Below are 18,453 nucleotides of genomic sequence, written 5' to 3' on the forward strand. Positions count from 1 at the left end.
CTAGCCTATTTCCCATCAGGCCAGTTGGGTAGAGCTTCCAAATATACCCAGCGCTTCTTAAATAACTTAAATAGTGAAATTTCGTGAATCAGGTGTTCTTGGTCATTTTCTGTATACCAAGCCTTAAATTCCACAATCGACTTTTTTAGTCCCGCCTTACTCTTAATAACTTCCAAATTTGTCCACTGGGTTTCAATATCCTCAGCTTGCAGTTCTGGGCAGGTGTCGGGATGCCAGGTTTTTTTCAGGTACCGAAAATTTCCGGTTGCAAAGGCCGTATAGCGACTGCGCATAACCGCTTCTGCATTATTGGGGTAAGCCTTTCCCGACAAATAGAGTCCGCAGCAGGTATCAAGGGGCTTGCCCGATCCACAGGGGCAGTACCGATCCGTCATAAATCATCTCTCCAGCGTGAACTTAACGCTCTCGTAACACTTTTTAACCATGTTTTCTGGTGAGGGAGCGTAGCATAGCTTGACCTTTAAAATGTTGCCGCTAAGATACCGACCAACCGGTTGGTTTTGATTGATGGTGCCCAGGAGGTCATGTGTCGAGAGTCGACAAAGCTGCCATTGTTCGAGCAGCAGAAGAAGTAGTCCGGGATCGCGGGGCGCGCAAGTTGACCCTGGATGCGGTGGCTGCACAGTGCGGGCTCAGCAAGGGCGGTTTGATTCATCATTTTCGAACTAAGCAGTCACTCCTGAAGGCGATGCTGGAGGCGGCAATAGCTCGTGAAGATGACAGTGTTGCCACTTTTGTGTCCTCGGGGGACAGCTTGTTGGTGTCGCGCTTGAAGAGCATTTTTGAATTGATGGAGGACGACAAGGGGCTGCCTCGCTCACTGATCGCCGCCGTGGCCGAAGACCCCATGTTGCTGGGGCCGGTAAAAGACAAAGAGGATCAGCAGCGTCGCGATATATGCGATGCGTATCGTGACCCGGAAATGGCGGAACTGCTAATCCTGGCGGCCCAGGGCATGTTCCTGGGTCGCGTACTCGGTGTGGTTGAGTCTGAAGACCCGATTATTGAACGTTTACAGGGACGTCTGCTGGCGCTCTCTGCCGACCTGAACTAAAGGTCAGCCCCAGTTAATACAGTTTGTGGATGATGAATATGAATATATCGCCAAGATCGCGTTTCTCATTGGCCGTTTTGATCGCAGCAGTTGCAGTTCTGGCAGGATGCTCCGAATCGAAGACGGAGCAGGCGCAGGCAGAGCACGTCTGGCCCGTGAAAGTAGCTACCGTTGCCAGTAATAACCAGGTCAAAGATCGACAGTTTGCCGGTCGTGTTAAGGCAGTGCAGAGTGTCGATCTATCTTTCCAGGTCGGTGGGAAGCTGGACAAGCTCACAATTCGCGAAGGTGAAATTATTCCAAAGGGAACCCTGATAGCAGAGCTTGATCAGCGGGATTACCTGCGCAGGGTAAAAGAAGCCCGATTAAATGTAGAGTTGCTGGAAAAAACCCTCAATCGTCAGCGCTCTCTGGCAGGGTCAAAAGTTATTTCACAGCAGCAGCTGGATGAAACGAAAAGTAACTTTGACTTAGCTAAAGTGACCCTGGAACGTGCTGAGCAGGACCTGGCTTATACACAGCTAAGGGTTCCTTTCGATGCTTTGGCAACTCGCCAGCTGGTAGAGAATTACACCAACGTCCAGGCCGGCCAGGCAATTGTCCGTTTGCAGAATATTTCTGAAGTTCGAATTCAAATCTCCGTGCCTGAAAAGCTGTTGGCCACGGTTAATGAAGAGCAAGTCAACTCCATGACCGCCGAATTTGAATTTTTGCCGGGCAAGGAGTTCCCACTTTCTTACCGTGAGCACCAGGCTGAGGCAGACAGCGTTACCCAGACTTACGTTGTCGAGTTTGGAATGCCCCGCCCCGAAAATGTACAGATCCTTCCCGGCATGACCGCTCGCGTTAGTGTGAAGTTGAATAAAGCGAGTGGTGATCTGTGGGTTCCCCTTTCAGCAGTGCAGACTGGCCCGGAAGGTAAGCCCTATGTTTGGCAAATTAATGCAGACCAATCTGTTTCCAAAGCTTCCGTGACCCTCGGGCGTACTGATGGTGAGTCGGTTCAGATTAAAGATGGCATTAGCCCTGCTATGAAACTGGTTGCTACCGGCGGCCAGCACCTTTATGACGGTGCAAAAGTACGCAATTACGCACAGCACTAATTAGTGTGTTAGCTCTGGCCCTGTTAACAGTAGGGAAAATGTTGTGAAGATTTCTGACATATTTATAGAAAAGCCAGTTTATAGCTGGCTGTTGATGCTGATTTGCTTAATCGGTGGTCTTTGGGGGCTTTCAGATATTGGTCGCCTCGAAGATCCTGCGTTTACGATCAAGGAAGCCCGTGTTTACACTTTCTACCCAGGCGCCAGCGCCCAGCGTGTAGAAGAGGAGGTCACCGAAAAGCTTGAGGTGGCCATCCAACAAATGGGGCAGCTGGACAAGGTCTCTTCCACCTCAAGTCCGGGAATGTCTGAAATTCGGGTGGAAATCAAAGATCAGTATGCCTCGCAGGAACTTGCCCAGGTTTGGGATGAATTGCGGCGCAAGGTTAATGATGCTCAAAGTGACCTGCCCAGCGGTGCTTTACCCTCCATTGTGAATGATGACTTTGGTGAGGTTTACGGTATTTATTATGCGATTACCGGAGAAGGGTTTTCGCTGACTGAAATGCGTGAAATTACCAAAGCGATTCGCCGGGAGTTACTGGGAGTTGAGGGAGTTGCCAAGGTTTCCCGCTCAGGCATTATCGACGAAGTGGCTTACCTGGATATTGATGAATCCCGTCTGGCCCAGTTTGGTTTTTCCCTGGATGACTTAGCGCAGGTACTGCAATCTGAAAGTTCGACCCAGAAAGTCGGCGAGATTGGAGGTCAGGATTTACGTACCCGTATACTGGTTGATAATCCTGCGAGTGACCTGGAATCCATTCGTAATATTCTCGTCGGCGTGCCCGGTTCTACCGCGATGCTGGCCGTCCGTGATATCGCCGATATTTCTCTCGGTTACGATGAGAGCCCAAGCTTTATTGCCCGATTTGATGGTAAGCAGGCCATTCTGCTGGGTGTGGCCGGTGCGGAAAATACCAATATCGTGAACGTTGGCAAGGCGGTAGAGGCCAGGCTGGAGCAGATTAAACAGGCATTACCCCTGGGTGTAGAAATCCATCCTATTTACGAACAGCACCAGGTAGTAGAGGAGAGTGTTGACGGTTTCCTCTTTAACCTGGTTTCCTCTGTCGTGATCGTTACTCTAGTACTTTGTGTATTTATGGGCTGGCGATCCGGTGTTGTGGTTGGCACTGTCCTCGGTTTGACCGTTTTGGGCACCGTGTTAATCATGAACCTGTTTGGCTTGAATTTGCAGCGGATCTCTCTCGGTGCCCTGATTATCGCCATGGGTATGTTGGTTGATAATGCCATTGTGGTTGCAGAAGGGATGCTGATGGGGGTTCAGAGAAAAGAAGAGCCTAAGAGTGCTGCCAGGCGCGTAGTCCGCCAGACTTTCTGGCCACTGCTGGGTGCGACCATTATCGGTATTATGGCGTTCTCCGGTATCGGTCTGTCCGATGATGCTACTGGTGAATTCCTTTTCTCCCTGTTTGCGGTAATTGGTATCTCCCTGCTACTCAGCTGGATACTGGCAATTACTATTACCCCTTACTTGGGCTATCACCTGTTTAAGCCGGGTAAGCAAGCCGACTCGGATGATCCGTACGATGGCCGCTTCTACAACATGTATTCCGGTGCTTTATCAGGAGCGTTGAAGCGCAGGGGCCTGACCATTGCAGTACTTATTGTGGTGACCCTGGCCAGCTACTTTGCTTTCGGGTTTGTGAAGCAGGGGTTCTTCCCCAATTCAAATGCTCCTCTGTTTTATGTTAACTACTTCATGCCTCAGGGCAGTGATATTAACCGTACAGACAAGGCGCTTCAGGAAGCGACTGCATTCTTCCAGGAGCAGGATGAAGTTGTCTCCGTAACGGCGGTAGCTGGTCGCGGGGCTGATCGCTTTATGCTGACCTATGCTCCCGAGCCACCCAATGCGTCTTATGGCCAGTTGATTGTCCGCACTGAAAACCGGGAGCAAATCCCCCAGTTGATTGAGAGTGCCAAGGCGAAGTTGCGTGTAGCGCAGCCGGAGGCATTGATTACTTTCAAGCGCCTGGTGTTTGGTCCCGGTGGCGGATCGGATGTTGAAGTGCGTATTTCAGGTCCGGATTACCAGACACTGCGTACCTTGGCGGTCAGTGTAGAACAGCAGTTCCGTGAAAAAGGACTGGAAGATATTCGTCACAACTGGCGCAGCAGAGAGCCTACTCTGCACGCACATCTGGATGATGAGCGAGCGCGAGTTGCCGGGGTTACCAATGCTGATGTCAGCCGTATGATTCAGTTTGCCACTGCGGGTTACACCGTTGGCGACTTTGAAAGCGGTGACCGTATTATCCCTATTGTTGCCCGTATGCCAGAGGGAGATCGCAATCAGGTGGGTTCACTGGAAGACCGCTTGGTGTGGAGCCCTAATGAGCAGGGATATATTCCGGCAGGACAGTTGATTACTGATTTCGAGTTAACCGCTGATGAAGGATTGATCCAAAGACGCAACAGGGTGCCGACTATTACCATCAGTGCGGATGCGCCTGAAGGTGTTACGGCAATGGCAGCCTTTGGTCGCATACGTCCCTGGGTTGAAGAGATGAAGTTGCCACCAGGCTTCAAGGTTGAATTCGGTGGTGAGTACGAGAGTTCTACCGATGCGCAGAAGTCGTTAGGTAAAGGTTTACCTTTGGGCTTCTTGATTATGATCCTGGTGTCGATATTGCTGTTCGGTACTGTTCGGGAGCCAGTGATTATCTGGCTGGTTGTTCCTATGTGTCTCGTCGGTGTTGTTGTCGGGTTGTTGGCGACGGGATTACCATTTGGATTTATGTCTCTTCTCGGTGTTCTCAGCTTGTCTGGTATGTTGATTAAAAATGCCGTGGTTTTGGTGGATGAGATTGAGGTTCAGACTCATGCGGGCCTACCGAGATTGACAGCTATCCAGCGGGCCAGCGTTAGCCGTTTGCGTCCGGTATTCCTTGCCGCTGTCACTACTATTTTAGGAATGTCCCCGCTACTGTTCGACGCTTTCTTTGCGGATATGGCGGTGACAATTATGGGTGGGCTTGGATTTGCTACGGTGTTGACACTGATTGCAATCCCTGTGTTCTACGCGGTATTCCACAAAGTGAGACCCAACGAAGTAATCGGCGGGGAAACTGAAACCAAAGAGAAGCGCAAAGAGGCGGCTATTAGCGAACCTGTATCCGTTTAAAACATGCTTGCCCTAATTGGGGGCTGATTTAAGAGTCCCGTGCCAAGTTACTATTCACTTGGTACGGGATTTTTTTTGTCTTCGTTTTTTATCCATTAATTGCCAGGTTGTTTTCTGAGAGGGAGATTTTCATTGAAATATATGAAGAGCTTTGTGCAGAAAATTAAATTTATTGAACTAAATTATTCTTCGCCTGTAATCAAACCTTATTAAGTCTGTCATTTAGCACAACTACTCTATGCCGCCTTTATAACTGGAACTGCCTTCGGGTGGGGAAACAACGCATTGGAGTGGCAATGAAAAATCATAAATTTTTCAAAAGAGCAGCGTTAGCTATCGCTATGCCGGCAATTTTGGCTGGTTGTAGTGACGATAATGATGATCCGGTAGTGGTAACTCCAGATCCGGAAGTGCCAGAGGAAGTCAGTCTATTTGAATCAGTTGCTGGTTCTGAGGCTGCTGCGCATATTGGTCCTTCAACAATACAGGTACCACATGTTGTCGCCACGGCTGAAAACGTCAAGGTAATTAATCTGCTCAGCAATGGTTATCTCCCCACCGATTACTCCAGTGAAAACGTTCCCCAACAGGATATGCTTCCTATATTCGAGGAACACCCAAGTCTCGATGCTGCGGATACGGATGGCCTTTATGTCTTGTCTGGAGAACCCGATGGTTTGGGGTATCTGGATAATGACGACGGTACATTTACCCTGTTTATGAATCAGGAACACTACAACTTTGTTGGCGGTGATGGGGTGGTGCTGGAGAACTCAAATCGCAGTCTCCGATCGACAGGCACCTTCATTTCAAAGTGGGTAATCAATAAAACCACCGGGGAAATTGAGGGTGGTGAGGATCTGATTAAAGGTGTTTATGCCTGGCGGCGTACCCTGTATGACACGGATGGTGAGGTTGCTGAATCTCCAGGATATACCTACGTAACACAAATGAAACCCTATTTTGATGCGGATGGGGACCTTGTGAATACGGGAGCATTCGAACGTTTCTGCTCCGCAACTCTGCCAGCTGAAACTGCTTTCTATAATGCGGAAAGCGGCAAAGGTACCCAGGTGCGGATGTTCTTGACCGGCGAAGAGAGTGACGGTGGCGAGAGCCTCAAAACTTATTACGATGGTTTGGTTGAGAAGCGTGGTTATGAAGGCCTTCGATTTGATGCTTTTGGTAGCATCAGTGGTGAGGCGAAAGCCAAGAGTGAGATCGAGTCTGTCTACGAGTACGACAAATCGGAAATTTATATCGGTCGCGGTATCGCTGTTTTGACAACCGGAGACAATGCTGGTGATGCTTATGAATTGCCACTACTCGGTAAATCTCGCTTTGAGAATATCGTACCCAACTATAAAGCACAGGATAAAACCATACTGCTGTCTGTCGATGATGAACGGCCTCGGGGTGATGAAGATGATGCTTATCGCAATGGAGGTTTTCTCACAGTCTATGTTGGTGAAAAAACCAATGAAGGCAGTGAAGTTGATAAGGCTGGCTTGACCAATGGTGAGCTGTATGCGGTTCGGGTTCTGGATAGCGATGGCGCGCCGATGGTTGATTTTAGTGATAGTAACAATCGAGCGCTGTTCGACGATAACGAATTGATGTTTGAGTTGGTACAACTCTCCAGCCAGGATACCGACGGAGATGGGAAGCCAGAAGATATTCGCGATATGAGCCAGGAGGCCTTCCGTATTCATACCACTGGAATGGAGGTCTCCCAGTGGCGTTCTCCGGAAGATGGTGATTGGGACCCATTGGATCCCAATAGCTTTTATTTTGGAGCCAAGTACGGTGTATACCAGCTTGAGTTTGCGGATATCACCAATCCAACAGATGGTGGAATCATCAAGAGAGTAGTGAGTAGCAAATCCGATGGCGATATAACTGACAACTATGAGAATTTCGACAATATGGCAGCGGTTGCTGGTGTCGATAATAAGACTCGCCTGGTGTTGCAATTTGATAAATCTAATTATTACTCACCAATCTACGTTCTCGACCCTGAAACCGGAGAGATGATTCGTGTTGCCGAATTTAACCCGGAAATTATTGGCGATAGTGAAGACGAGCTCGATCTGAAGATCGAGAAACAGCTGGCAAGTGGAGAATTGGAAGCTGAGCCTACCGATGAGGAATACCAAGCACTGCTGGAAGAGCATGTGGAGAGTAAGCCCTACCGTCAATACTACTCACAATCTTCCAAGGTTCGCAGTGGGCTGGATGATACCGGGATAGAGGCTGCGCTCTCTACCGATGCTGAAGCATCCGGGGTTATTTATGTGGGCGATATTCTGGGTGATGGTTGGTTCTTGAGTTCAACCCAGTTTCACTATGATTTTGAAGGTCGAGTGGATAGTTACCTGAATTCCTTTAATGTGCGTGACCAAAAAAATGGTCCCTCTACACAATTGATTCAGGAAATGATGGCCGGAGGACAGTTGCACGCAATCTATATCCCTCAAGCGGTAGGGCTGGACAAGTAGCAAAATCTATCATTGATAAATTATGCCCTGTCAAGCGTTAATCAGGCAGGGCATTTTTATTAGGTGTAAAAAAATTGATCGAAATATCCTGCTCTTGATTACTCTTGCTATAGCCCTATTTTTTCATTTGGGGTGTTTTGTATAACGTTTGAACCATTTCTTATTGATTTGAACCGCCGCATACAATTGGTACACACTTTCTTGTAACCTAGCGCTCTGGTTTGATTGGTAGTTGATGTATGAGCGTTCGGTCAGTTTCTAAGCTTTTTTCCATTGCTGTAGTTTTCTCCTTCAGTTTTTCCGCTTTTGCAGCGTCCTATGATCGGGCGGAGTGGCTGCCCAAGTGGTCTGATTCCGATCGGGATTGTCAGGATACCCGCCATGAGTTGTTAATTCGCTATTCACTATCCCCGGTAACCTATACCCGCTCCAATCACTGCAAAGTAGACACCGGTTTGTGGCTGGATCCCTACACAGGCGGCTTCTTTGTAAAAGCCTCAGATCTTGATGTAGAACATATTGTGCCGCTAAAGTGGGCGCACGATCACGGGGGAGCCGATTGGACGCGCAAGCGAAAGCAGCGGTTTGCTGAGGACATCGAGAATTTATGGCTGGTTGATGACGGTCGTAACCAAAGTAAAGGCCACAAAGGGCCGGACAAGTGGATGCCGCCCTATGGACCAGTCAAGCAAGTTTACCTCAAGCGGTTTATGGCAATCGTAGATAAGTATGATCTTCAGCTGAGTGCGGGCGAGCGCCGCAAATATCAATCGCTAATGGCGGATGGCTGAGGACAAGTAATCTCTGGGGGGTATAACAAGATTCCGGCATCCGTTAGAATTTTGTTGTCCCCCAGGAGTTATTTGAAATGCAGCATCCCCCCAAGAAGTTAATCGAATACTTTCGGCGCTGCTATCAAGCTGACAGTTACGACCTCTCCCTCAACAATATTCTAAATCTCAAATCGAATCGTCGTCTGTTCTTGGATGAGCGGGACTACTTGGGGGCTGATGAGTTACCACGTGTTCCTATCTCCACTACTGCGGGAGCAAAACTGCTGGAACAAGTGGATGCTTACCGAAAGGAGCGGCGGCTGATTTATGGTTGCCTGTTTATTTGTGGTAACTACGCTCTCCAATCTGGACTAAGTGCAAAACGCAAGTTCTGTGCACCACTACTTTATTTTCCCGCCAAGCTACATTTTGATGAGGATTGTTTTGTAGAGATCAACTCTGCAAACATTCACGTTAATCTCCCTGTTTTGCGTCAACTGCTTAAACCTGATGTTGATTCCTCAATAACAGATAGTTTCCCAGTGCTTGCTTCGCCGCTTTCTTCGACACAGCTGGCTGACGTCGGTCGCTGGCTAACCCATTACACTATTTTGGAAAATGTAGAGGAATTGGGGCGCTGGCCTAACCTGAGTGGTAAGGCAGCTATTGAAAGTGCACCGAAGGGTGCTCAGTTGTCCTTGGTCTCGGCGGGTGCGGTAATTCTTGCGGATAGATCGAGGGGCTCTCGTGGAGTACTGCACGAATTACAACTTTTAGGCAGGGAAAAAAAATTATCTCCTCCGTTACAGGCATTACTGGGAGAGTGCCACTGGGAAACTGCACAGAAAGCGTGTGAGCCGGATATGCTGCCGGGTCTGTTGAGTGGGGCTCAGGAGAGGGCACTGGAAAATGCGGCTCGCTTTCCTCTTAGCCTTGTTTCAGGTCCGCCCGGTACGGGAAAGAGTTTTACGATCGCCGCTATGCTTCTTGATCGAGTGCTGCATGGTGAAAGTGTTTTGGTGGTATCGAAAAACCAGCAAGCACTGGATGTGGTGCGGGATAAGTTGCGAGATGAGTACGGGCTGACTCAGGGGTATGTACATCGAGAGGAGCGGGGTTTTATCCCCAGCTTGAAAGCTCATCTGGATAGGCTGCTGAAAGAGGGGGTGGAACTTCCAGAGAGAAAGCCTGCCCAGGTGAAGAGGGAACTGAAGAGGGCTTATCGAGCCTTGAGGGGCTTGGAGAAGCGCTTCTCCAAAGAGCTGGGATTGGCGCGCGCTGTTAGTGTAGGTCGGTTTGCTCAGTGGGTAGCACGACATGCCTGGAGCTTCTTTGCAAATCGATTGAGTGTTAAAAGTCTGTGGCAATCACAAGGTGCGATTGATGATTGTCGGCGCAACTTTGAAAGCCTGGCAAGTCAGTATTTGAATACTTATCGCCGCGATACATTGCACAGACTGCTGGAAAAGAATCGAGGTACCCTGAGCCAATTCAATCAAGCCTTGCGATCTCGAACTTCAAAAGTACAGGCGGAGCGCTTTGCCCAAACTGATATGCGGGTGGTAATGCAGGCGTTCCCCATATGGCTGGTGGAGGCAGATGAACTCAATGAAGTGCTGCCGTTATCGCCCGCCATGTTCGATTTGGTAGTCTTTGATGAGGCAACCCAGTGTGATATTGCGAGTTCACTGCCGGCTCTGTTTCGAGCTGAGCGGGCAGTGATTGTCGGTGACAGTAAACAACTGCGGCATGTTTCATTTCTTTCCCGCAACCGGCAGCAAAGTATCTGGCAGGGAGTGGTAAAAGATGCCGGGGTGCCGCCAAAACTGAGCTATAGGGATCAATCACTTTTGGATTTGGCTTCAGACGTGATTCCCACTCAACAAGCTGTTGTGATGCTGGATGAGCACTTTCGCAGCCATCCAGAGCTGATCGCATTCAGTAACCATGCTTTTTACTCCGGCCGCTTGAAAGTTATGCGGGCCAGGCCCAAACCATTACTGGACTCGGCGTTAGAATTTTATCAACTGCCAGGGCGCCGGAGGAAAAATGGGAGAAACACCGTAGAGCGCGACTGGGTTATTGCACAATTGAAAGCGCATTTCGAGCGCTATGCCGATGCTGCAATTCGGCCGTCGGTCGGTGTTTTGTCTCCCTATCGGGATCAGGCCGATTATTTGGAAGGGGAGTTGATTAAGGTCTTCTCCTCTCAGAAGTTACAGAGTTTTTCTGTGCGCGTTGCCACGCCCTATGGTTTTCAAGGAGAGGAGCGAGATTTAATGCTTATCTCCATGGCTATTGATAGTCATTCGTTGCGGGCAGCCAGCTACTTAAACCGGGCGGATGTGTTTAATGTCGCAATTACCAGGGCAAAAGAAAAGCAGTTGGTTGCATTGTCCATTGAGCCCCAAGCTCTCCCTACGGATCATCTCTTGCGTCAATATGTTGAGTTTCCACACTCCGTTGGCAGTCATTTGCAGGGTGATGAAATCGTATGTCGTTTTGCGAGTGAAGTTAGCCATTTATTAACCCAGCACGAAATTCCCCATTGGGTAGGCTTTCCTGTGGCTGGGCAGATTGTAGATGTGGTTTGTGCTGTGAGTGGGCGTTTTATCGGTATTGACCTGATTGGGTATCCCGGCGACTACGAGTCTTACTTTAGTGTAAAGGTCTACAAGGCATTGTATCGGGCGGGCATTCCGGTTTTTCCCCTGCCGTATATTAACTGGCTAAAAGACCAGCAGGGCTGCATCGAGCAGTTATTGACGATCCTTCAGCAGGAAAAAGTGCCTGTATCTGAAGCTGCTATTTCTGACGGTTAGTGCCGCTGCTTAGGGCTCAGAGATGAAAGTTACGCCGCAGCTGCTAGTCTTCAAGGAGGTTTGAGCAAAATTCCAGAGTAAATCTATGAAATCCTGGTTGCTGATTCTCTCTTTCTCTGCGGTTGCAATTGCCGGAGCGCAAGTTTCTTTGGCTGATCCGCAGCAGGTTCAAGGGGTGCGAAGTCCCACTTTAAGTTTCTGCCAGGCGCGGTTCTATGAGGAAGAGGACGGACGCCTCTACTGTAACTGGGCAGTCAATTTCAGGTATGCCTGCTTTGTTTGGTGGCCAACGAATAAGATTATTCCTGCGGGGGCCAAGCTCTCAGAGCCTGAGGTTGTCGGAAAGTGCGGTAATGGTGAGCCGGTCGTCAAATTGCATCACTACTAACTCACCTGTAAAGGAGCTGTGCAGGTGAGTCGTGGATACCCCGGTTTTTCAGCGGGTAAGCTTGATTACTGACGACGGAGTCAAAGTGTGATCGCGTGTACTGGTGTCCAAGGAGATGGCGTGTTAGCTTTTCTCCTGCTCGGCATAGAGTCCTCGATCTTGCAGTTCACGGGCCTGTTTGAGGATTTCAAGCATGGCGCTGTCCTCCACCGACATGGCATCGATGATGGCTGCCAGCAGATCTGCTGAAAACATGCACTTGCTGACTTTGCTGCGCAGGTTTTCCGGTGTCATTGAAATTCCTCTCTCGGCCAGTGCTTGGGCGAGATCCCCGTAACGCATGCCCTTTAGTGCCATTGATGCGCGCACATAGCGAGCAATTGCCTGCTTGTAAGGGGTCAGTGCTTGCTGGTTGCTCAGGCTTTGCTTGTGGTCCATGGGCTCTACTCCGTCCTATTCACTATCACCAATGTGGTAAATATTATCTTTATGTGTATTATTTGCAACATTAGTTTGTAATAAGTTATTGACCGCAGATTTTTTGGTGCTATATTTGTGACCAATATTCCACAGCGAGGGAGTTGAGATGACCTGGAACAATGAGAACCTGCGCCAATTGGCGGAAAACCACTCCGGATGGGTGGTCGAATCTGAGGGGGATTGCCTCAGTATTTCCAACGATGAAGGCGTCGATGCGTTTGTCTATGTTGGCGAGAAGCAGATAGTTGTAGAGAGCATTCTGTTTCCCGTGAGCCAGGTAGATGATGTGGCAGCGCTCAATGAAATGGTTCTGCAAACACATCAGCTGGTGCCCCTGACAGCCATTGCGATTAAGAATATTGGTGGTGAGAACTACTACGTTGCTTTCGGTGCTCTGTCGGTGTCCAGCAAGGACGAAGTTGTTATCGAGGAGGTTGAGACCCTGTTTTCCAATGTGGGTGACTTCCTGGATTTATTTGCCGATCATTTTGAAACGGAGGGTGTAGCATGAGCCTTAAGAGAATTTGGACTGCTTTGAAAGGCGCAGTTAACGAAGGAACAGAAGCAGTAGCGGATAGCCAATCGATTCGTATTCTTGACCAAGAATTACGCGAGGCGAAGGAAGAATTGAAAGCTTGCGATGAAAACCTGACCAAAATCATGGCGAAGCGCAAACTTACTGAGAGTAAGGTCCAAGCGCTGCAAGCCGACGTTGAAACCTATAGCACTCACGCAATCAACGCGAGTGAAAAGGGCGATAACGAACTCGCTCTTGAGTGTGCAGAGCGTGTTACCGAGCTGGAAAGCCAGCTGGAAACTGAGCGCAGCATCCTGGATGGATTCCTGAGTTCAGAGAGCACCCTGAAAGGTAATATTACCCAGGCAAAAACCAATGTGCGCCGTATGGAGCAGCAGATTGACCAGATCAAAGCGACTGAGTCTGTTCAAAAAGCACAGGTAGCGGTTTCTTCCCGCCACATGGGTGCGAACAGCAAGATCAAAACAGCGCTGGACAGCCTGGATCGCATCAAAAACAAGCAGGAGCAGCGTGCTGCTGAGCTTGAAGCTGCGGAAGAGCTGGCTTCAGAGGAAACCGGCTCCAGCCTGGATGCCAAGCTGAAAGCGGCGGGCATTAAGCCCGGCGGCCAGAAAAGTGGCAGCGATAAGTTGGCTCAACTGTTAGCGGGCCGCGAAAAGGCTTAACACAGTGCTGCTTTATCGAGTGCGACGCCTTCTGGCGTCGCTTTTCATTCGGGCCAATGTAACCACCATTCTCATAGCTGTAGGCAGCTATGTTTTCATCTCCTATTGGCTGCTCAAAATTGCCGGTGAAGCTGATATTGTCGCGGGCGAGAATTTCTTTTACTGGTTGGTCGTTACCGCATCGACAGTAGGTTACGGCGATTTCTCCCCGGTAACCCCTGAGGGTAAAGTCGTAGTTGCCGCTTGGGTGATCCCAGTGGGCCTCAGCCTGTTTGCCATGGTGGTCACAAGAATTGGCTTTGCGGTTTCAGAATTTGTGCATCGCGGCAAGAAGGGCTTGCGTATGACAAACCATATTGATCACACAGTAATTATCGGCTGGAACGGTACCAGAACGCTCCGCTTGATTGAGTTGCTACTCTCCAAAACAAACGGTAGCGCAGCAGAGATTGTCCTCTGTGTTGAAGCCGATATCGAAAATCCGATGCCGGGTAAGATTGATTTTGTCCGGGTGGAATCGTTTTCCCACGGGGAAGGTATGCAGAGGGCAGGGTTGGCCGATGCCGCTCGAATTATTATCGACAACCCTCTGGATGATGTAACCCTTACAACCGCCTTATTCTGCGACAAGCTCAGCCCGAACAGCCATAAAACGGCTTATTTCCAAGATGAAAATGTGGGTGAATTGCTCCGTGCCCACTGTCCCAATATTGAATGTATTCCCTCTGTCGCTGTAGAGATGTTGGCAAAATCCTCGCTTGACCCCGGTTCCGCAAGGTTGCACCGACAGTTGCTCGATAGCACATACGGCATGACCCAATACAGCGTTGAATATCGGGGTGAGAAGCCTCTTCCTGTCGGTGAATTATTTGACCATTTTAAGCGGGATCTCTCCGCGACCCTAATTGCGGTACGTAGAAAGGGCGTGGTTAAAATTGATGTGAACCCGGGGCTTACCGATCAGGTCACCGAGGGCGACATGCTGTATTATATCTCTGCAAAGCGGCTCGATGAAAAAAGCTGTTTCGATATAAAAAGTAATGAAGAAGGTGTTGGTACATGTTTACCAAACTGATAAATAAAATAAAGGGAAAGGACGCTCCAAAGGTCAAGACTCCAGAAATTATGGGCTTGCGAATGGGGGCGAGTTTTGAGCTGGACCCTTTGGCCATTCGTCTGATACTCGATGAACTGACCATTGAATCCTGTTCACCGACCCAGATCATTAAAGCGGCCGGTGTTGTCGAACTAGATGGTACCTGGATTTATCGCTTTTACACTGATGATGATGCCTGGCTGCAAGTGATTGCTGAGGGCGGTCAGCGGGATGAGCATGTTGTCGATGTAAAGCTGTTCCATTTTTACGACACTCTGGATGTTGGTTCGGAGCAGGCTTGGGATAAATTGTTAAAGAGTGATATTGGCGCACCCAGTTATCACCTGCAGGATCGCTCTTATAGCCGTGTATGGACCGCAGCAGGGGACTACCACAACCCAGTGCATATGGCCGAGAAGACTTACGATGAAGATGGTGATTATTCAGTAACGGATCAATTCACCATGCTTTTTGAACGCGAATTGTCTGATCAGCAAACCGAATCCCTTTTTCTCTCAGCTGAAGAGAAAGAAGAGGATGCAGGCTACCTAAGCCGCAGCCTGGTGATTAGCACCGGCATTACTCTGACCCCCTCACAAATAACAATACACGGATAATAAGGAGATATTTAATGGACCAGCCTTATGATTTACTGACTGGTATATTGCATTTTGCGGCCTACTTTGGCCTGTCGCTGGTACTTTTGATCGCGTTTAAATTTTTATACGCACTGGTGACCCCTCACGATGAGTGGAAGTTGATCCGCGAAGATAAGAATACGGCTGCCGCTATTGGTTTTGGTGGTGCTGTTTTGGGTTTTGCAATTGCCGTTGGTGGTGCTGCCAGTAACTCTATTTCTATTGTCGATTTCGCCATCTGGGCCCTGGTTGCATTGATCGCCCAGTTAATTGCTTTTGCCATTATCCGCTTTGGGTTTATGCCGCGTATTGTTGAGCGCATCGAAGATGGAGAGGTGAGTGCCGGTGTTATGTTGGCTGCAACTACAATCGCTGTTGGCGTATTGAATGCGGCTTGCATGAGCTACTAATTGGGGGTGGTAATGAAGCGTACCAAGAATATTAACCTGGCAAGGATGCGCAAGGGCGGTGGCTCCAATTTTTTACTGCGCCCACTTGCCTTAGGTGTAGCGGCTGCCCTGGTCGGTTGCTCCTCAGATGAGGAAGTTAAAGTTGTCTCTTCAGTAGATGACTGTGTGGCCAATACCCAGCTGGACGAAGCTCAATGTGAAGCAGCTTATCAGCGCGCGGTTGAGGAAGCTGAGCGCACCGGGCCCAAGTATTCCCGTCTCTCTCAGTGTGAGGCTGAGTTTGGTAGCTGCCAAGAGACCAGTAGCGGCGTCTGGATGCCTCTGATGGCGGGCTTTATGGTTGGTTCCATGCTCAATGACAGGGATCGCCACTATAACTATGGCTACTACAACCCGGTCTACCGCTATTCAGGTTCCCGTTACCGCGACAAGCTGATGACAGCTGACGGCGGCATCATTGGCGACTATGGCCGTTCATCTTATAAGGTGGATAAAAGCGCTACGGCGCCTAAGCCTAAAGTTACCAAAACAGTTTCCCGTGGAGGCTTTGGTGCAGTGGCATCAGCCAAATCCAACTGGGGAGGGGGGCGCTCCAGCAGTGGTGGTTCGCGCGGCTGGGGAGGTTGATTTGTGCTGAGGTTGCCGATTGGTGAGCGCCCGCGTTGGCAAGAGCGAGCGCAGGAGTTTGGGTTTCACTTCCATACCATGTATGGCCAACCCTACTGGGATGAAAGCGCCTACTATCAATTCTCTTTGGAGCAGATAGAAAAGCACATTGAAGATCCCACTGAAGAAATTCACCAGATGTGCCTGGATGTCGTTGCCCGTGTGCTTGAGGATGAGGAGTTGCTGAGGCGGTTCTGTATACCCGAGCAGCACTGGGACTTTGTGCGAACATCCTGGCGTAATGGCGACCCGAGTCTCTATTCTCGCCTGGACTTTGCCTATTCCGGACAGGGGCCGGCAAAGCTCTATGAAAACAATGCTGATACTCCCACGTCTCTGTATGAAACCGGCTTCTGGCAGTGGTTGTGGTTGCAGGACAATGTCGATCGCAGGTCTCTGCCGCTACAGTCTGATCAGTTCAATAGCCTGCAGGAAAAGCTGGTTAACCGCTTCCATGATTTACAGTTCCTGACCCCAGGGCGGGAGTTGCATTTCGCCTGCTGTAAAGATACGGAAGAGGACCGGGGCACGGTTCAATATTTACAGGATTGTGCCTCCGAAGCGGGGATCAATAATCATTTTGTCTTTATCGAAGATATTGGCCGGGATGAAGTGGGTCAGTTTACCGATTTGAATGATCAGGTAATTACCTGGATGTTTAAGCTGTACCCGTGGGAATTTATGCTCCGAGAGGAGTTTGGGACCCTGTTGGCAGGAAGCAATGTCCGTTGGTTGGAACCGCCCTGGAAGGCGATTATTTCCAATAAGGCGCTTCTGCCAATGTTGTGGAAGCTTTTTCCAGAGCACCCGAATCTGCTTCCCTCTTTTTTTGAGGATGAGCTGGACAAGGCTGCGGATTTCCCGGAATTAGTTAAGAAGCCAATCTTTTCACGAGAAGGGGCGAATATTTCGGTAGTAAAAGGAGCGGATACCACTTTGCTGTCCGATGGCCCCTATGGGCAAGAAGGATTTATCTATCAGGCTCTGCATCCTCTGCCCAAGTTTGGAAAGAACCATACCCTGGTGGGAAGCTGGCTCGTTGATGGCCTGGCAGCGGGAATGTCCATCCGGGAAGATTCAAACCTGATTACCCAGGATATGAGCCGTTATCTGCCACATATCATCCTCTAGGGCCCGCCAACGACTGCAGGCGCCGACATCAAGCCGGCGCCTGCTCAATCCTCTTGTTTAAAAGTTATAGTGCAGCCGCAGCTCAAAAAAATTCACTCCGGAATTTTCAGAACAGGTTCCTGCATTTGAGTAGTGCAGTGCGTAAGTTGTGACTCCCCAGCGGCGCTCACTCCCAAAGTCAGAGCCCAATCCAATTCGATCCTCAAACTGGAAATGACATCCCAGAGTTGTGTGATTTGTGTTTTTACTCACAATATTGGACTCAGTAATGTAACTGGCCCCCACGGAAAACTCGAAGTAGGGAAAGATAGGCTTGTCCCACTGGGGTAGGTACTCAAGCCTCCATACCGGACTCACTGACATACCGTGAACTAAATCCTCTCCCCGTTTGGAGACGTCTGGATCGCTATCGTCCAGGCTGGAGTGCCATTCAAAGTAACTGGTCTCCAGTCGCGTTTTGAGCGTCCATTTTTCAGCAAGGGACCACTGCCAGGGCAGGTCCTTGGATATGGCAAGGCGATATTGGGTGAGCTCGTTGCGACGATTGGAAAATCCCGGGCCGGCTCCAACAATTGCAGTCCACCGTTTATCCGGGTTTGTTGCCGTTTCAGCCAAAGACCAGGCTGGAAGCAAAAGAGAAGAACATAACAGACACAGGCCGAGCCTGCGGATAATCAAGTACAACATCATCCCTGATCCTACCTTTCCTACTACGAATGGTGACTACAAGAAAATGATTGGTTAGGGAAACTCAAAATCATCCGGGTTCTTTTCCAGTGTAGACAGAGGTGAGCGAATATAGGTCTTTTATCCCAGTGGTAATTTACTAATAGGAATAATTTACTGGTCTGCAGTTGTATTTGTTGCCAGGAAAACACTTGCAGTGACAGTTTAAAAAAAGCGGTGACAGTGATAGTTCTCTGATTTGTAAAGAGGTTTTTTTCTCAGGATGAAATACGTGTTCGTAGGTTGGGGTAGCTGCCAATTTCCGCCCTGCTGGCAACTTTTGTGGGTAGGTA

Annotated in this window: 17 protein-coding genes; 14 read left to right on the plus strand and 3 right to left on the minus strand. The window is 49.4% G+C overall.

Translation table 11 applies throughout. The features are described from left to right. Nucleotides 1-5: 5 nt before the first annotated feature. On the minus strand, nt 6-395 hold the full coding sequence (locus ACJJIN_RS02365; RefSeq protein WP_444896722.1) for a YchJ family protein: 390 nt from the start codon (nt 393-395) through the stop codon (nt 6-8). 152 nt (nt 396-547) lie between these two features. Between ACJJIN_RS02365 and ACJJIN_RS02370 the strand changes: the two genes are divergently transcribed. The 7 genes from ACJJIN_RS02370 (at nt 548) to ACJJIN_RS02400 (ending at nt 11,810) form a co-directional block, all read left to right on the plus strand. Continuing rightward, complete coding sequence (locus ACJJIN_RS02370) at nt 548-1,075, plus strand: TetR/AcrR family transcriptional regulator (RefSeq protein ID WP_444896723.1); 528 nt, start codon at nt 548-550, stop codon at nt 1,073-1,075. Nucleotides 1,076-1,113: 38 nt separating this feature from the next. Beyond that, nucleotides 1,114-2,178: an efflux RND transporter periplasmic adaptor subunit gene (locus tag ACJJIN_RS02375; RefSeq protein ID WP_444896724.1), complete on the plus strand. Its 1,065-nt coding sequence runs from the start codon at nt 1,114-1,116 to the stop codon at nt 2,176-2,178. A gap of 43 nt (nt 2,179-2,221) precedes the next feature. Next, complete coding sequence (locus ACJJIN_RS02380) at nt 2,222-5,329, plus strand: efflux RND transporter permease subunit (RefSeq protein WP_444896725.1); 3,108 nt, start codon at nt 2,222-2,224, stop codon at nt 5,327-5,329. 296 nt (nt 5,330-5,625) lie between these two features. Beyond that, on the plus strand, nt 5,626-7,827 hold the full coding sequence (locus tag ACJJIN_RS02385; protein WP_444894307.1) for a hypothetical protein: 2,202 nt from the start codon (nt 5,626-5,628) through the stop codon (nt 7,825-7,827). A gap of 239 nt (nt 7,828-8,066) precedes the next feature. Further along, complete coding sequence (locus ACJJIN_RS02390) at nt 8,067-8,618, plus strand: GmrSD restriction endonuclease domain-containing protein (RefSeq protein WP_444894306.1); 552 nt, start codon at nt 8,067-8,069, stop codon at nt 8,616-8,618. Between the two features lie 77 nt (nt 8,619-8,695). Then, nucleotides 8,696-11,422, plus strand: a complete 2,727-nt coding sequence (locus ACJJIN_RS02395) for a DEAD/DEAH box helicase (RefSeq protein ID WP_444896726.1) — start codon at nt 8,696-8,698, stop codon at nt 11,420-11,422. Between the two features lie 85 nt (nt 11,423-11,507). Next, nucleotides 11,508-11,810 (plus strand): hypothetical protein, encoded by a 303-nt coding sequence (locus ACJJIN_RS02400; protein ID WP_444896727.1) that lies wholly within the window; start codon nt 11,508-11,510, stop codon nt 11,808-11,810. Nucleotides 11,811-11,933: 123 nt separating this feature from the next. On the opposite strand, the gene ACJJIN_RS02405 is transcribed toward ACJJIN_RS02400, so the two are convergent. Continuing rightward, the gene (locus tag ACJJIN_RS02405) at nt 11,934-12,248 is read right to left on the minus strand and encodes a DUF6471 domain-containing protein (protein ID WP_108732688.1); all 315 of its coding nucleotides are present in this window, start codon (nt 12,246-12,248) and stop codon (nt 11,934-11,936) included. Between the two features lie 148 nt (nt 12,249-12,396). On the opposite strand from ACJJIN_RS02405, the gene ACJJIN_RS02410 reads away from it, so the two are divergent. Genes ACJJIN_RS02410 through ACJJIN_RS02440 form a run of 7 tightly spaced genes read left to right on the plus strand, consistent with a single transcriptional unit; the run spans nt 12,397 to nt 17,434 of the window. Then, nucleotides 12,397-12,801 carry a DUF2170 family protein gene (locus tag ACJJIN_RS02410; protein ID WP_108732689.1) on the plus strand — a complete coding sequence of 135 codons (405 nt, stop codon included), beginning with the start codon at nt 12,397-12,399 and terminating at the stop codon, nt 12,799-12,801. Then, complete coding sequence (locus ACJJIN_RS02415) at nt 12,798-13,493, plus strand: PspA/IM30 family protein (RefSeq protein WP_282933401.1); 696 nt, start codon at nt 12,798-12,800, stop codon at nt 13,491-13,493. The genes ACJJIN_RS02410 and ACJJIN_RS02415 overlap by 4 nt, the downstream gene beginning before the upstream one ends. A gap of 4 nt (nt 13,494-13,497) precedes the next feature. Continuing rightward, the gene (locus ACJJIN_RS02420) at nt 13,498-14,568 is read left to right on the plus strand and encodes a potassium channel family protein (RefSeq protein ID WP_413665197.1); all 1,071 of its coding nucleotides are present in this window, start codon (nt 13,498-13,500) and stop codon (nt 14,566-14,568) included. Continuing rightward, complete coding sequence (locus ACJJIN_RS02425; protein WP_444896728.1) at nt 14,553-15,206, plus strand: YjfK family protein; 654 nt, start codon at nt 14,553-14,555, stop codon at nt 15,204-15,206. The genes ACJJIN_RS02420 and ACJJIN_RS02425 overlap by 16 nt, the downstream gene beginning before the upstream one ends. Nucleotides 15,207-15,220: 14 nt before the next feature. Continuing rightward, on the plus strand, nt 15,221-15,637 hold the full coding sequence (locus tag ACJJIN_RS02430) for a DUF350 domain-containing protein (protein ID WP_282933398.1): 417 nt from the start codon (nt 15,221-15,223) through the stop codon (nt 15,635-15,637). Nucleotides 15,638-15,649: 12 nt separating this feature from the next. Then, nucleotides 15,650-16,264: a DUF1190 domain-containing protein gene (locus tag ACJJIN_RS02435; RefSeq protein ID WP_282933397.1), complete on the plus strand. Its 615-nt coding sequence runs from the start codon at nt 15,650-15,652 to the stop codon at nt 16,262-16,264. A gap of 3 nt (nt 16,265-16,267) precedes the next feature. Beyond that, nucleotides 16,268-17,434, plus strand: a complete 1,167-nt coding sequence (locus ACJJIN_RS02440; RefSeq protein WP_444896729.1) for a glutathionylspermidine synthase family protein — start codon at nt 16,268-16,270, stop codon at nt 17,432-17,434. A gap of 57 nt (nt 17,435-17,491) precedes the next feature. Here the strand turns inward: ACJJIN_RS02440 and ACJJIN_RS02445 are convergent, their stop codons facing one another. Further along, nucleotides 17,492-18,124 (minus strand): acyloxyacyl hydrolase, encoded by a 633-nt coding sequence (locus ACJJIN_RS02445; RefSeq protein WP_444896730.1) that lies wholly within the window; start codon nt 18,122-18,124, stop codon nt 17,492-17,494. Nucleotides 18,125-18,453 lie beyond the last annotated feature (329 nt).

The sequence above is a fragment of the Microbulbifer maximicatervae (SeqCode) genome, from assembly GCF_052467505.1.